The following is a 13076-nucleotide window of genomic DNA, read 5'->3' as shown; positions in this document are numbered from 1 at the left end:
GGCCGGGGCGGGCGGGGCCGGGGTGCGCGGCGCGGACGGCTTCCTGGAGGCGGCCACCGAGGCGGTCTTGGAGGGTTCGGCCGAGGGCTGCGCACTGGCGGAGGCGGACGGGACCGTCGACGCGGTCGCGGAGACCTCGGGGGAGCCGCTCGCCGGCTCCGCACCGACGGGGAGCGCGTCGGCCGGCAGCGCTTCGGCGGACTGCCGGGCCGCGGACGGATCGGCGGCCCCGGCGGGCTGGGAGGACGGCCCGCACGCGGCGGTCAGCCCGGCCGCGAGCACCGCCGCCGCGACTGCCGACAGCCGCCTCCCGCGCACCGGGGCGGGGCGGGCCGAAGCCGTCCGGAGGTCGGCGCGGACGGATCGGAGCATGCGAGAAGTCATGGCGAAGTCACCCCAGGGCACGGTCGGACTGCGGAAGGGCCGGACACCCTCCGGCGCGGTGGAAGCGGCGGCCGGACCGGGTCGGGACGGCATGCCCCGGCGCCTGCGGCCGCTCTGCTGACGCGAGCATAGGACCGCGCCGGGCGGCCGGAACCCCCTCGGCCGGATCTTGAGGTTGCCCTAAGGAACAGCTCACCTCCCGCTTCGCCCGCGGCCGGGCGGGGCCGCTCAGAAGGAGGTCTCGCGGACGCTGGCCTTCGCCCCGGGCTCGATCGTCGCGGTGATGGTGGAGCGGTGGTCGTCGCTGGTGAACGTCACGGTGAGGGTGTCGGCCGAGGGCTGCGACGTGGTGGTCTTGAAGCCCCGGTTCGGTACCGCGGAGATCAGGCACACTCCCCGGCTGCCGTAGCGCACCGTCGCCCGGCCGCCCTGGGAGGGGACGGTGTGCAGGCCCGCCCCGCCCTCCTCGCAGTCCGGGGAGGACTTCACGGGGGTGGACCGGGAGGCGCCCGTCGAGGGCCTGGCAGGCGTCGGAGAGCCCGCCGACGGGGACGGCCGGGCCGCGGCGGCGGAGGAACTGGGGGAGGGCGACGGCGACGGGCTCGCCGACGGGTTCGTCACCGCCAGCCACGCCGGAGGCGTGTTCACGACGACGGGGGCGGACCGTGCGACCGGGGGCGTCTGCCTGGTCGAACCCACCACGAACTGGACCGTGCCGAGTACGGCGGTCACACTGGCGGCCGTGCACGACAGCCATATGAGCAGGTAGCGCGAAGTTCGGGGCACCGCCCCATAGTGGCCGACGCGCCGCCCGGCCCGTCACCGGCTCCCCCGGAAGCCGGCGTCCCCCGCACCCGGGGAGCGGGTACGGGGGACGTCGGCCATGGGGGGCAGGGGTTACTTCGGCGCGCCGAAGTTCTGGGTCCACCAGGGGCCGCCGTCGCCCTTGTGGACGCCAATGCCGATCTCCTTGAAGGCGCAGTTGAGGATGTTGGCCCGGTGGCCGGGGCTGTTCATCCACGCCTTCATGACCGCGTCGGCGTCCGACTGCCCGCGGGCTATGTTCTCTCCGAGGCGGGACCAGGCGTAGCCCGCGGCCTCCACCCGGCTGGTCATGGTCGACCCGTCGGGGCCCGTGTGCGACATGACGCCGCTGCGCGCCATGGTGTCGCTGTAGGCCCGGGCGGCGGCGCTCAGCTTCGCGTTGGACGACAGCGGGCCGCATCCGGCGGCGGCGCGCTCCTTGTTGACGATGGAGAGGACCGCGGACTCGGCGTCGGTGTTCACCGTGCCCGAACCGCCTGAACCGCCCGAACCGCCGGAGCCACCCGATCCGCCGGAGCCGCCGGAGCCGCCGCCCGGCGCGGGCTTGCGGGCCGGGGCCGCCGAGGAGGCGGGCGCCGCCTTGGCCTCGGTGCTGCCCTCCGCCGACGGCTGCGCGGGCGAAGCCGACGCCGACGCGGACGCCTCGGCCGTGGCGGACGGGCTCGGGCTCGCCGAGGCCGACGCGTCGGCACCCGGGGCCGGCGGGGTGGCGGACTCCGCGCCCGCAGCGGCGCCGGCGGCCGCCGACCCGGACGCGGCCCCGGCCGCGCCGCCCGCCCGGCGCTCGGTGCGCGCGTCGCCGTCGGAGTCGGCCACCGCGACGCCGACCGCCACGACCGCGGCCGCCGCGGTGACGGACAGCACGATGCGCGAACGCACGGCCTTCCGGCGTCGCGCCTCGGCGCGGGACACGGTTTCGGGGGTACGGCTGCGGCTCATGCCGGTGACACCTCACTGGGGGGACGGTTGGGAGTCCGCCCGAGCCTAGGTGTGTGACCAGCGAAAAAAGCGCCGGGGAAGGGTTCTTCACGTTCCCTTAAGGAAGCCCTCAGGATCAACACAGGGACCAGCCGGGCATTTCGCCCAACCCGCCCCGGGGGGCGGGGAGTCGGAGGCGGCGGGCCGGCCGTCACCCGGACCCGGACGGTGGCCCCTTCGACAGCGAGGCGCGCACCAGGGCCGCGGCGAAGCGGGCCAGGTCCTCCGGAGCGACCAGCGCGGCGAGGCCCTCCGCCGACCGGGGCAGCCCGAGCTTCCCGGCGGCGGCGCGGGAGCGCTCGTCGAAGAAGGGCCGCAGCTCCGGCCAGACGGCCTGCGCCTCACGGCAGAAGATGTCCGCGCCGACCGGGCCGATCCGGGGCACTTCCATGAGCCGCGCCCGCAGCGCGCCCGTGTCCCCGCCCGCCTGCTCCCGGAGCGTGCGCAGGTCGCCGCGGCAGCGCTCCAGCAGGAGCCGCGCACCCTCGCCGAGCGCGGTCGCGGTGCTTTCGTCGTAGCGGACGTAATGGGCGCGCCCGAGCGCGTCCACCCGGTCCTGCCAGGCGGAATCCGCCATCGCCCGGGGCGTGCGCAGGCCCGCCGCGGAGAGTTCGCGGGCGGCCGCGGTGGCGATGTCGGCCCTGATCCGGGTCGAGCACAGGACCGCCAGGACCAGAAGCCGGTACAGCGGGGACGGCTTGTCGCGGAGCCGGATGCCGGCCTCGTCGGCGTAGGTCCGGCCGTGGTCGCGCAGGAGCGCGGCGGCCACTTCGGCGGTTCCCATCGCGGCGCTCCTTCCTCGTACGCGGGGGCGCCTACCCCTCACGCACCGCGCGTACCCCTCCCGCGGGCGGGCCGGGCCTCAGCGGCCCGCCGCGGACGCCCCCCGTACCGCCGCCCCGGACTCCGCGCCCGATTCCGCGGCCCTGGCGATGAGCAGGTCCAGCAGGGCGAGCAGCACGCCGCGCACGTCCTCCCGCTCGCGGGCGTCCAGCATCAGGACGGGCGTCGCGGGATCGCGCAGGTGCAGGGCGGCGGCGATCTCCTCGGCCGTGTAGGCCTGTTCGCCGTGGAAGCAGTTGGCGCCGACCACGAAGGGCAGGCCGCGGCTCTCGAAGAAGTCGACGGCGGGGAAGCTGCGGTCCAGGCGGCGGGTGTCGACCAGGACGACCGCCCCGAGGGCCCCGTTCAGCAGGTCGTCCCACATGAACCAGAACCGCTCCTGGCCGGGGGTGCCGAACAGGTACAGCGCGACCCCGGCGTCGGTGAGGGTGATCCGGCCGAAGTCCATGGCCACGGTGGTGACGGCCTTGGACTCGATGCCGTCCAGGTCGTCGACGCCGACCCCGGCGGCCGTCAGCCGCTCCTCGGTGCGCAGCGGCTCGATCTCCGAGACCGTCTCGACGAGGGTGGTCTTGCCGACCCCGAAGCCGCCGGCCACGAGGATCTTGACGGGGGCCGCCTGCCGGGCGGCGTTCTCATATGCGGGCAAGGTTGTCCCTGATTCTCCTGAGCAGGTGGACGTCGGCGGCCTCCGCCCCGTCCAGGGGCGGCCGGTGGTGGATCAGCCCGCGGTCGGCGAGTTCGCCGAGGAGCAGTGCCATCGGGGTCAGGCGGATGTGCATGCGGGCCGCGATCTCGGCGACCGCGCGGCCGTCCGGCGCCGGGCACATGGCGAGGACGGCCCGCCACTCGCTGGGCAGCCCGCTCCAGGCGTCCTCCGGCGCCGCCGCCGTGATCGTCGTGTCCATGGTCATGACGGTGCAGGGGGCGGCGGTCCGGCCGTCGGTGAGGGCGTACAGGCGGGTCCGGCGGCGTCCGCCGGCGGGCCGCGGGGCGAGCGTCCCGCCGCCGTCCGGCGCCGGGTCCGCTGCGGCGTCCGGGCCCGCCCCCGCTCCCGCCCCCGGCTCCTCCGGCTCCGGTCCGGGGCCGGGTACGGCGTCCGCGTCGTCCTGCGGCATTACGCGGGGGATGCGGGAGGCTGCTGCGCCTGCGCGCGCTCCGGGGTGCCCAACCACTCGCCGAGGGCCTGCGCCGTCCGGACGGCCTCGCCGCCCAGCTCTCCCAGGCGCGCCTTGCGGGAGGTCACCACGATGAGGGTGCTGCCCTCGCCGCACCCCACGATGCAGAGGTAGCGGTCGTCCATCTCGACGAGCTGGCGGATCACGCGGCCGCCGTCCACCTCGCGCGATATCGCCTTCATGGTGGAGGCGACCCCGGAACACGCGGCGGCGATGCGCTCCGCCTGGTCCCGTTCGAGGAGGTAGGCGCTCAGCCCGATGCCGTCGTTGGACAGGAGCACGGCGCCCTGGATGCCGGCGATCCTGCTCAGGTTGTTGTCCAGAACGCTGTAGATCATGTCGTTCGATGTCGTCGTCATGGCTGATCCTGTCGGAGCTCTTCTTCCACTTTCCGGGTCCCCTGTTCGTAGTCCGCCCAGGCGTCGGCCACCTCTTCGGGCGTGGCCGGATCCTGGCGGTCGGTCGTCTCGGGCGTCCGCGGACCGCGCAGCTGCTGCGACATGTGCGTCTGCGGTACGCGTTCGGGCAGTGCCGGCCGGGCGGCCCCACGGGCCGGGAGCGCGGGGCGCGGGGCACTTGCGGTGCGGGCGGGCGGCGCGGGGTCGGTGCGGCGGCGGCTCGGCAGCCCCGCCGGGGTCGGCACCGGCGCAGGCTCGACGGCCCGCGGCCCCGTGACGCGCGCCGGGACGGGCTCCTCGGGGGGCGCGGCGGACGGCGCGGGCGTGGGAGTGGGAGCGGGCTCCGGCGTGAGCGCGGGCGTGCGTACGGCCTTGCGCGCCGGGGCGGCGCCGGTCCCGGCTCCCGCTGCGTCGGCGGGGTCCTCGGCGGCCGGACGGGACTGCGCCACGGGCTGCGCCGCGGGCCGGTCCGACGAGTCCAGCAGCCCGCCCGGCAGCACGACCACCGCCGAGGTCCCCCCGTACACCGAGCGCCGCAGCGTGACCGTCGCGCCGAGCTGCTCGGCGAGGTGGCCGACCACGAACAGGCCCAGGCGGTGCGCGTTCTCGGCGAGGACGGCGTACGGCGGTGCGCTGTGCAGGCGCTGGTTCATCTCCTCGTACGTGGCGGACGCGACCCGCGGCCCGCGGTCCTCGATCTCCACCGACAGGCCGTCGGCGACGAGTTCGGCGCGGATCACCACCTTCGAGCGCGGCGGGGAGAAGCGGGTGGCGTTGTCCAGCAGCTCCGCCAGGAGGTGGCTGATCTGGCTGATCACGTGCGGCTGCACGCTCGCCTCGTCCAGCGCCTGCCGCTCGATCCGCCGGAAGTCCTCGACCTCGGCGGCGGCTTCGCGCAGCAGGTCGGCGATGCGCATGGGCTCGGTGTGCGGGTCGGGGATCTCGCCGCCCGACAGGATGAGCAGGTTCTCGATCTGCCGCCGCATGCCGACCGTGAGCTGGTCGGACCGCATCAACTGCGCGAGCAGCGGCTCGTCGTGGCCGAACGCGTCCTGGATGTCCTCAGTGAGGGCCAGCTGGCGGCTCACCAGGTTCCCGGTGCGCGAGGCGATGCCGGAGGCGAACATGCCGAAGCCGTGGCGCTCCGCCGCGAGCTGCCGGTGCCCGTCCACGGACACCGCGACGACCCGCGCGAACGCGTCGTTGATGCGGCCGACCTCGTCCCGGTGCCCGGTCACCCTGGGCAGCACGGACTCGTCCACCGGCCGGCCGCTGCCGAGCCGCGCCACCACGTCCGGGAGGATGCGCTCGGCGACCGCCACGGTGCGCCGGTGCAGGCCGTCCAGGCGGCGCAGTACCGACCGGGTGCTCGCCACCACGATCGCGACGACGAGCAGCAGCCCGGCGCCGCTGCCGCCGATCAGCCAGGCCACCTCGGTCTGCAGCCGGTCCGCCTTCGCCTCGCCCAGGGTGAGGACCTGCCGGGCCCGGTCGATGTTGAGGGTGGCCATCTGCATCGAGAAGCTGCCGTGCGCCGCCCGCCATTCGCCGACGTCGGAGGGGAGCCGGATGCCGGTGTCGGAGTCCTTGTTCTCGAAGATGATCGCGTTCTCGATGCGGGTCTTCGTCTCCCAGGCCGGGGAGGTGGTGATGCGCTCGTAGAACCGCCTGTCCCGCTCCGGGAGATACGGCACGACCCAGGTCTCGTACAGGTAGCGCTGCGCGCCCACGGCACTGGTGAACTGGTCGAAGGCGCCGGCGCTCAGCTCCCGGGAGGGCCCGGCCAGGGCCAGCAGGGCGTCCTGGCGCGCCATCATCTCGGAGGCGGAGAGCAGGGACACCACGGGGCGGCTCGCCTGGGTGAGCTCGGCGTCCTCGGAGTGGCTGAACTCGTGCTGGTACACGCGGATGATCTCGTTGACCAGGGCGGTGTAGTAGGCGAGCAGGGTGTCGGGCGTGCCGGTGCGGGCGTCTGCGCGCCCGCGGTAGACGGCCAGGTCGCCGAGCTGGCGCACCACTTCCCCGACGGACACGCCCGCTTCGGCGGCCGCCCGGCGGAATTCGGCCGCCGCGCGGTCCGTCGCCTGGCGCCGCTGCCGGAGCTCCTGCTCGGCACCCGGGCTGCCCGCCCACAGGGCCGCGGAGGCGGTGCGCTCGGCCTGGAGGTCGACGAGGAGCGTGTACAGGGGAACGCCCGTGTGCTCACTGGCCGCCACGTCGGCGCGCAGGTGCGCGGACTGGTCCAGGAGCCGTTCGGCGGTCAGCACCGTCTGCGTGCCCATGGCCACCGTGGGCACGACGGCCAGGCACACCAGGAGCGTGCGCAGCCGCACGGTCCGCCGCCGCGGCCCCCGCTGCCGGGTCGTCAGGGGCACCGGTGGGCCTTCGGGTTCTGTGGAAGACATCGTTCCTCGGGGGCGGCTGGGCAGGGGAGGGGAGCGGGGACGACAGCCAGTCGGGAGGCGCTGATCATAACCAGCCACACGGGCGAAACGGATACGTTGTTTCGATAATCGGAGCATGTTATGAGCGGCGCACCCGTTGCCAACCGGAGTCCTGATCGGAACCCGATCGCGATGCGCCGCGGCGGCGGCGAGGCGCTGTCCGTACGGCCGTTGCCCCGTGCTTTCCGGCCAACAGGTGCCGCCGTGCGCCCTTCAGGGCCGGTACCGTCCGCCCCCTCGCGTGTTACCCGGCGGTAGGGAATGATGGCGGCCGACCACACAGGCGGCCGGGCGGGGGTAGCGGTGACGACATTCGACGAACGGACCGGTGTGCACGCCTTCCGGGACGACGCCCTCGGCGAGCACGACGCCGTGGGCCTCGCCGACGCGATCCGGCGGGGCGAGGTCGGCGCCGCCGAGGCCGCCCGCGACGCGGCCGAGCGCGTGCGCGCGGTCGACGCCCGGCTCCGCGCGGTCGAGGTGCACAGCGCCCCTCCGTCCCTCGACGGTGCGCTGGGCGGCGGCGTCTTCGCCGGGGTGCCGACCTTCGTCAAGGACAACACCGACTACCGCGGACTGCCCACCGGGCACGGGAGTTCCGCCTTCCGCCCGCGGCCCGCCCGCCACCACGCCCCGTTCGCCCGGCAGTTCCTCAGCAGCGGCGTCACCGTGCTGGGCAAGACCCGCCTCCCCGAGTTCGGCTTCAGCCCGACCACGGAGTACGAGGGAGCCGCGCCGGTCCGCAACCCCTGGCACACCGGGTACTCGGCGGGCGGCTCCTCCGGCGGCAGCGCCGCCCTCGTCGCGGCCGGCGCCGTCCCCCTCGCGCACGCCAACGACGGCGGCGGCTCCATCCGCATCCCCGCTGCCTGCTGCGGGCTCGTCGGCCTCAAGCCGACCCGCGGCCGGGTCGTCGCGAACGCGCAGAGCCGCATGCTGCCCCTCGACATCGTCGCCGACGGCGTCGTCAGCCGCTCGGTGCGCGACGCCGCCGCGTTCCTCGCCGCCGCGGAGGCCTACTGGCGCCATCCGAAGCTGCCGCCCGTCGGCTCCGTGGAGGGCCCCGCGAAGCGCAGGCTGCGGATCGGGCTGCTGCCCGACTCGCCGGGCGGGGTACGCACCGACGCCGCTACCCGGGCCGCCGTCCTCGCCACCGGCGAGACGCTCGAACGGCTCGGCCACACCGTGGAGCCGGCGGTCGTCGCCGTCGACCCGCGCTTCACCGACGACTTCCTCGCCTACTGGGGTCTGCTGTCCTTCCTGATCGGAGCCACCGGCCGGAGCCTCGGCGCGGACTTCGACCGCCGCCGCATGGACCCCCTCAGCCGCGGGCTCCGCGAGTCGTACCTGGCCGTCTGGCGGAAGACCCCCGGCGTGCTGCGCCGGCTGCGGAGCACGGCCGTGGCGTACGCGGCCGCCTTCCGCGGCTTCGACCTCCTGCTGACGCCCGTGCTCGCACACACCACCCCGCGGCTCGGGCACCTCAGCCCGACCGTCCCCTACCCGCGGCTCATCGAGCGGATCATCGCGTACGTGGCGTTCACGCCCGTCGACAACGTCGTGGGAACACCGTCTGTCTCCCTCCCGTCGGCGCATGCGACGGACGACGGCCTGCCCATCGGCGTCATGTTCGCCGGCCGGCCCGGGGCGGAGCGCACCCTCCTGGAGATCGCGTTCGAGCTGGAGGCGGACCGGCCCTTCCGCCGCATCCAGGACCGTTGAGGCGCCAGCGGCGCGGACGGGCGGGAACGCGGCGGCGGGGCCGGGCGTTGCAGAGGTGACGGTGAGACTGCGGGACGGCGAGCGGCCGTCCGGCGTGACGGGTGGAGGTGTCCGATGTCCAAGCGCGCGGGAGTCGCGGCTGCCGGTGTCCTGGCGGCGATCGTGTTGTTCGGCCTCGTCGGGTTCTGGGCGGGGCTGCTGGTCCTGGTCGGCGTGCCCGCGGCGGCGTACCTGCTGCTCGACCCCTCCCAGCGGCGCCGCGTGAGGGACGTCTCCCGCAGAGAGCTGGGCCGCTGACCGGGGCCGGCCCGGTGGGGCCGGCCCCGGCCGGGCCGCAGGCCGCTCAGTAGTAGCCGCGCATCAGCTCGGTGGCCCACGCGGGCTGGCGCACCTCCCCGCGGGGACCGAACTCCGCCATGTACGGCTTGATGTCGAGGACCGGCGTGCCGTCCACCGCGTCCAGGCCCTCGACGCGGAGATCCAGGCCGTCCACCGAGACGATCCGGCAGCGGGAGACCCCCAGCCGGTTCGGGCGGTTCTTGCCGCGCTGGGCGAAGATCCCGACGAGCGGCCAGTCCGGGTTGCCCCGCGGCCGCCGGGCGCCCGACTCGACCTTCCCGGGCGGGACCCGGTCGAAGTGGTACACGACCTCCGCGTGCGAGAAGGCGTCCAGCCCGTACAGCGCCTCGGGGCCGAACCGCGCGGCGTCCAGCCGGATCACGGCCGTCTCGCACCCCCAGTCGTCGTCCACCGCGTCCGTCCTGCCGCCGACCACCACGGCGACCGGCTCCGACTCCACCATCACGGCGTTCCCCCTTGTCCCGGTGCCCCGTCACACGGGGCGTACGGCCACGCGCTCCAGCGCCTCCAGCAACTCCGGCAGGTCCGGGAGCCCGCCCCGGCCGCCCTCCGGAACCGGGAGCACCTCGCCCGGCTCCTCGTCCAGCAGGACGAAGGCGGTCCCGCCGGTCCGCGCGACCAGCGACCAGCCGGGGCCGTCGGCGCGCAGGGTGCGGGCGCCCTCGCCCGCGAACGCCGACCGCACCCGGCCCGCCGGCGGCGGCGTCCGCGTGTACGCCCCGGCCTCCGCCAGCGCCCGGGCGAGCCCGGGATGCGCCGCAGCCGACGCGCCGCCGTCCGCGGCGGTGCGCCCACTCCACTCGGCCCACTCCCGGGCGACCTGGTCGGCCCCCAGCCGGCGCTGCACCGGCCCCCAGCCGTCCGCGGAGGGCGGGGCCAGCGGCACCCGCCCGGTGCCGTCCGCACCCTGCTCCGGATCATGCGGCTCCGGCAGCCCCGACGCGGCCACCGTCAGCTCCAGCGGCCACCCGGCGAGGGAGGCGACGACCGTCCGCTCGTCCGGCGACAGGTCGTACTCCATGCCGCAGTCCCAGGCCGCGACGGCGGCGGCGACCAGCGGGACGTCGTCCACGACGACCGTCCAGCGGGCGCCCTCCTCGTCCTGCCCGAGAACCAGCCCGTACCCCTGCGGGTCCGGATCCACTCCGAGCAGCGCGCACGCCTCAGGGAAGTCGTCGCCCAGCACACTCGGAAACCCCGCCGGGGTCAGCAGCACCGCGGTCAGCACCCACAGGGAACCGCCGCCCTCGTCTCCGGACACCTGGCCTCCCGGTCTCTCGCCGCCCGTCGGCGCACCCTAACCAGCCGGTAACCTCCCCGTCGAGAGTCCGCGGGCGCCGATTTCCAAGGTCCCCACCTGCACGTAGAGTTGGGCGCCCGCCACAGAAAGGGGCCATCCGGTGCAGCGCTTCGACCGGCTGAGGGAGATCCTCGGGCTGGATCCCGACAAGGACTTCCTCGCCATCTACCGGCTCACCGCCACCTACGAGTTCCCCTGGGACTTCACCCGCGCCCTGGAGCTCGCCCTCTTCCGGACCTACGCGGTCCCCGGCATCGGCCGGCTGCTGGCCGAGACGGCGGAATTCACCGAGCGCGCGCAGAAGCGGTACGACGACACGGCGCTGCTCCTCGACGCCGTCGTCGAGCACGGCTTCGCGCACGAGACCGCCCGCACCGCGATCCGCCGCATCAACCAGATGCACCGCAGCTACGACATCCCGAACGACGAGATGCGCTACGTGCTGTGCACGTTCGTGGTGATCCCGGCCCGCTGGCTGGACGCCTACGGGTGGCGGAAACTGACCCACCACGAGCGCCGGGCCTCCGCCAACTACTACGCCACCCTCGGCCGCCACATGGGCATCAAGGACATTCCGGGCTCTTTCGAGGAATTCGAGGCCGTCCTCGACGCCTACGAAGCGGAGCACTTCGGCTGGGACGAGGGCGGCCGCCGCGTCGCCGACGCCACCCTGGACCTGATGGCCTCCTGGTACCCCGCCCCGCTCGCCCCCGCCGTGCGCGGCGCCGGCCTCGCACTCCTGGACGACACCCTGCTGGACGCCTTCCGCTTCGCGCCGCCCCATCCGCGGGTCCGCGGCCTGGTCCGCGGCGCGCTGCGGCTTCGCGGGCGGGCCGTCCGGCTGCTGCCCCCGCGCAGGGCCCCGCACTACGCCCGCCAGAACCCGGAGATCAAGGGCTACCGCGACGGCTACGACGTGGGCGAGCTCGGCACTTTTCCGCTGCCCGGCTCCGGCGGCTGTCCCGTACCCCACCAGCGCCGGCCCAGCGGAGCCGGGACCCAGCCGACGGCGTGACCCCGGGCGGCTCCCCGGATCCCGCGCCCGGGGCCGCCGTACGTCCTCAGCGGCGGCGCACCGCGACGGCCAGGAAGCGGTTGTCGAGGTCCGCATAGGAGACCAGCTCCCAGCCCGAACCGGCCAGCAGCGGGCGGAGGTTGTGCTCGGCCCGCAGGTCGTCCGGGGTGAGCTCGCGGCCCTGCCGCGCGGCCAGCGCCGCCCGCCCGACGGGGTGGAACAGGGCAAGCCGGCCGCCGGCGCGCACCACGCGGGCCAGCTCTCGCAGGCCCGCCGCCGGCGCGGGCAGGTGCGCGATCAGCCCGGACGCGAACACCGCGTCCAGCGCCGCGGCGCGCAGCGGCAGCCGGGCCGCGTCCGCGAGCAGCAGGGTCCCCTGGGCGTCCCGGCCGGCCTGCCGTGCGGCGTCCAGCATCTGCGGCGTGAGGTCGGCGCCGAGGACGGTCCCTTCCGGGCCGACGGCGGACCGGAGCGCGGGCAGCGCCCGCCCGGTGCCGCAGCCCGCGTCGAGCACGCGGTCGCCGGGCCGCAGCCCGAACTCGGCCACGGCCGCGGCGAAGGCGGGGCCGTCGTCGGGGAACTTCGCGTCCCAGGCGGCGGCCCGCGCCCCGAAGAACTCCTGCACGTGCGTGTGCGTGTGCGGGGTCTCGGGGGCGGGAGCGGGACGGGCTGCGGGGTCGGGAGAATGCGTGCGGTCCTCGGTCATGGGCACATGATCCCGCACCGTCCCGCGCCGGCCCGCCGGGCAGGCTGTAGCGCACTGCGGTCGGACCCAGACGTTTCTCTGTCATATTCCAGCAGTTCCAGCGGCTTTCGAAATGCGTCCCCTGTTCGTGCCCTCACCCGGACTAGCGTCCCGGGGCCATGGGACACCTCGACCACGCGGCGTACGGCCGGCTGACGCCCGCCCTGTCGCACGCGATGGCATCCGTCGGCGCCGCCCTCGGCCTGCGCTGCACCGTCCGCGCGCTCGCCGCGACCGGAGCCGCCCGCCGCAACCGGCTCCTCACCGCGGCCTCCGCCATCGGCACCGGCATCTGGACCATGCACTTCGTCGCGATGCTCGGCTCCCACGTCACCGGCACCGAGATCCGCCATGACGTGCCGCTGATGACCCTCCTCGGGCTGGTCGTCGCCGTCGTGGTCGTCGGCGCAGGGGTGCTCGCCGTCGGGTACGGGCAGGGCCGCGGCAGCGCCCTGGCCGTCGGCGGCCTCACCACCGGCCTCGGCGTCGCCGGCATGCACTACCTGGCGATGGCCGCCCTCCGCCTGCACGGCAGCGTCTCCCACGACGCGGCCGCCGTCGCGCTGTCCGTCGCCGTCGCCGCGGCCACCGCCGCTCTGTGGGCGGCGCTCCACACCAGGACGCCCGCGGCAGTCGCGATCGCCTCGCTCGCCATGGGCACCGCCGTCAGCAGCATGCACTACACGGGGATGGCGGCCGTCGCGGTCCGGGTCGTCCCCTCCGACCGGGCCCTGCCCGGGGCGACCGCGATGCGGTTCGTCTTCCCGCTCGCCGTGGGGCTCGGCTCGTACCTCTTCCTCACCGCGGCGTTCGACGTGCTCGCCCCGACCGCCGCCGGGCCGGCGGCGGTCGGGGAGAGCGCGTCGAACGCCGCGGTGAGGAAG

The 13076-nt window shown here is 75.4% G+C and carries 15 protein-coding genes and 1 pseudogene; 5 read left to right on the top strand and 11 right to left on the bottom strand.

The features are described 5' to 3' along the window. Both EF903_RS17555 and EF903_RS17550 read right to left on the bottom strand, forming a co-directional pair. Window positions 1–372 (bottom strand): annotated as a pseudogene (locus EF903_RS17555) (RNA polymerase); the annotation flags it as partial. Between the two features lie 240 nt (window positions 373–612). Next, entirely contained in the window at window positions 613–873 is a 261-nt protein-coding gene (locus EF903_RS17550; protein WP_260615508.1) for a hypothetical protein, read from the bottom strand. A 4-nt stretch (window positions 874–877) separates the two neighbouring features. Between EF903_RS17550 and EF903_RS17545 the strand changes: the two genes are divergently transcribed. Then, the gene (locus EF903_RS17545) at window positions 878–1153 is read left to right on the top strand and encodes a hypothetical protein (RefSeq protein ID WP_125544225.1); all 276 of its coding nucleotides are present in this window, start codon (window positions 878–880) and stop codon (window positions 1151–1153) included. A 128-nt stretch (window positions 1154–1281) separates the two neighbouring features. Here EF903_RS17545 and EF903_RS17540 read toward each other — a convergent pair whose 3' ends face one another. From EF903_RS17540 to EF903_RS17515, 6 genes are all read right to left on the bottom strand, one after another. Beyond that, complete coding sequence (locus EF903_RS17540) at window positions 1282–2148, bottom strand: CAP domain-containing protein (RefSeq protein WP_125544223.1); 867 nt, start codon at window positions 2146–2148, stop codon at window positions 1282–1284. A gap of 190 nt (window positions 2149–2338) precedes the next feature. After that, window positions 2339–2971, bottom strand: coding sequence for an endonuclease (locus tag EF903_RS17535; protein ID WP_125544221.1), 633 nt, complete (start codon window positions 2969–2971; stop codon window positions 2339–2341). Between the two features lie 78 nt (window positions 2972–3049). After that, a complete protein-coding gene (locus tag EF903_RS17530) occupies window positions 3050–3679 on the bottom strand; it encodes an ATP/GTP-binding protein (RefSeq protein WP_125544219.1) in 630 nt (209 codons plus the stop codon). Continuing rightward, window positions 3666–4148 (bottom strand): DUF742 domain-containing protein, encoded by a 483-nt coding sequence (locus EF903_RS17525; protein ID WP_125544217.1) that lies wholly within the window; start codon window positions 4146–4148, stop codon window positions 3666–3668. The genes EF903_RS17530 and EF903_RS17525 overlap by 14 nt, the downstream gene beginning before the upstream one ends. Next, window positions 4148–4567, bottom strand: a complete 420-nt coding sequence (locus EF903_RS17520; protein ID WP_125544215.1) for a roadblock/LC7 domain-containing protein — start codon at window positions 4565–4567, stop codon at window positions 4148–4150. The genes EF903_RS17525 and EF903_RS17520 overlap by 1 nt, the downstream gene beginning before the upstream one ends. Then, window positions 4564–7011 (bottom strand): sensor histidine kinase, encoded by a 2448-nt coding sequence (locus EF903_RS17515; protein WP_125544213.1) that lies wholly within the window; start codon window positions 7009–7011, stop codon window positions 4564–4566. The genes EF903_RS17520 and EF903_RS17515 overlap by 4 nt, the downstream gene beginning before the upstream one ends. 342 nt (window positions 7012–7353) lie before the next feature. Here EF903_RS17515 and EF903_RS17510 point away from each other — a divergent pair, with 342 nt between their 5' ends. Continuing rightward, on the top strand, window positions 7354–8772 hold the full coding sequence (locus EF903_RS17510) for an amidase (protein WP_125544210.1): 1419 nt from the start codon (window positions 7354–7356) through the stop codon (window positions 8770–8772). Window positions 8773–8886: 114 nt separating this feature from the next. Beyond that, window positions 8887–9069, top strand: coding sequence for a hypothetical protein (locus EF903_RS17505; protein ID WP_125544208.1), 183 nt, complete (start codon window positions 8887–8889; stop codon window positions 9067–9069). Window positions 9070–9115: 46 nt separating this feature from the next. On the opposite strand, the gene EF903_RS17500 is transcribed toward EF903_RS17505, so the two are convergent. Together EF903_RS17500 and EF903_RS17495 are read right to left on the bottom strand one after the other, a co-directional pair. Beyond that, on the bottom strand, window positions 9116–9574 hold the full coding sequence (locus tag EF903_RS17500; protein WP_125544227.1) for an SAM-dependent methyltransferase: 459 nt from the start codon (window positions 9572–9574) through the stop codon (window positions 9116–9118). 30 nt (window positions 9575–9604) lie between these two features. Further along, entirely contained in the window at window positions 9605–10393 is a 789-nt protein-coding gene (locus tag EF903_RS17495) for a hypothetical protein (protein WP_125544206.1), read from the bottom strand. Window positions 10394–10532: 139 nt separating this feature from the next. Between EF903_RS17495 and EF903_RS17490 the strand changes: the two genes are divergently transcribed. Next, the gene (locus EF903_RS17490) at window positions 10533–11447 is read left to right on the top strand and encodes an oxygenase MpaB family protein (RefSeq protein ID WP_125544204.1); all 915 of its coding nucleotides are present in this window, start codon (window positions 10533–10535) and stop codon (window positions 11445–11447) included. A gap of 46 nt (window positions 11448–11493) precedes the next feature. Here the strand turns inward: EF903_RS17490 and EF903_RS17485 are convergent, their stop codons facing one another. Beyond that, window positions 11494–12153 carry a class I SAM-dependent methyltransferase gene (locus EF903_RS17485; RefSeq protein ID WP_125544202.1) on the bottom strand — a complete coding sequence of 220 codons (660 nt, stop codon included), beginning with the start codon at window positions 12151–12153 and terminating at the stop codon, window positions 11494–11496. Between the two features lie 158 nt (window positions 12154–12311). Here EF903_RS17485 and EF903_RS17480 point away from each other — a divergent pair. Beyond that, on the top strand, window positions 12312–13076 hold a 765-nt coding region (locus EF903_RS17480), incomplete at its 3' end, for an MHYT domain-containing protein (protein WP_125544200.1).

The sequence above is a fragment of the Streptomyces sp. WAC05292 genome, assembly GCF_003949955.1.
Classification (GTDB): Bacteria; Actinomycetota; Actinomycetes; order Streptomycetales; family Streptomycetaceae; genus Streptomyces; species Streptomyces globosus.
Note: the sequence above shows the minus strand (reverse complement) of the source record. Positions and strands in the feature narration are given on the sequence as shown.

What these genes read in the sequence shown, in the direction of transcription:
- EF903_RS17540 (WP_125544223.1), bottom strand. Translation starts at nt 2,148, where the DNA reads ATGAGCCGCAGCCGTACCCCCGAAACCGTGTCCCGCGCCGAGGCGCGA.
- EF903_RS17485 (WP_125544202.1), bottom strand. Translation starts at nt 12,153, where the DNA reads ATGACCGAGGACCGCACGCATTCTCCCGACCCCGCAGCCCGTCCCGCT.
- EF903_RS17505 (WP_125544208.1), top strand. Translation starts at nt 8,887, where the DNA reads ATGTCCAAGCGCGCGGGAGTCGCGGCTGCCGGTGTCCTGGCGGCGATC.
- EF903_RS17525 (WP_125544217.1), bottom strand. Translation starts at nt 4,148, where the DNA reads ATGCCGCAGGACGACGCGGACGCCGTACCCGGCCCCGGACCGGAGCCG.
- EF903_RS17535 (WP_125544221.1), bottom strand. Translation starts at nt 2,971, where the DNA reads ATGGGAACCGCCGAAGTGGCCGCCGCGCTCCTGCGCGACCACGGCCGG.
- EF903_RS17500 (WP_125544227.1), bottom strand. Translation starts at nt 9,574, where the DNA reads ATGGTGGAGTCGGAGCCGGTCGCCGTGGTGGTCGGCGGCAGGACGGAC.
- EF903_RS17520 (WP_125544215.1), bottom strand. Translation starts at nt 4,567, where the DNA reads ATGACGACGACATCGAACGACATGATCTACAGCGTTCTGGACAACAAC.
- EF903_RS17515 (WP_125544213.1), bottom strand. Translation starts at nt 7,011, where the DNA reads ATGTCTTCCACAGAACCCGAAGGCCCACCGGTGCCCCTGACGACCCGG.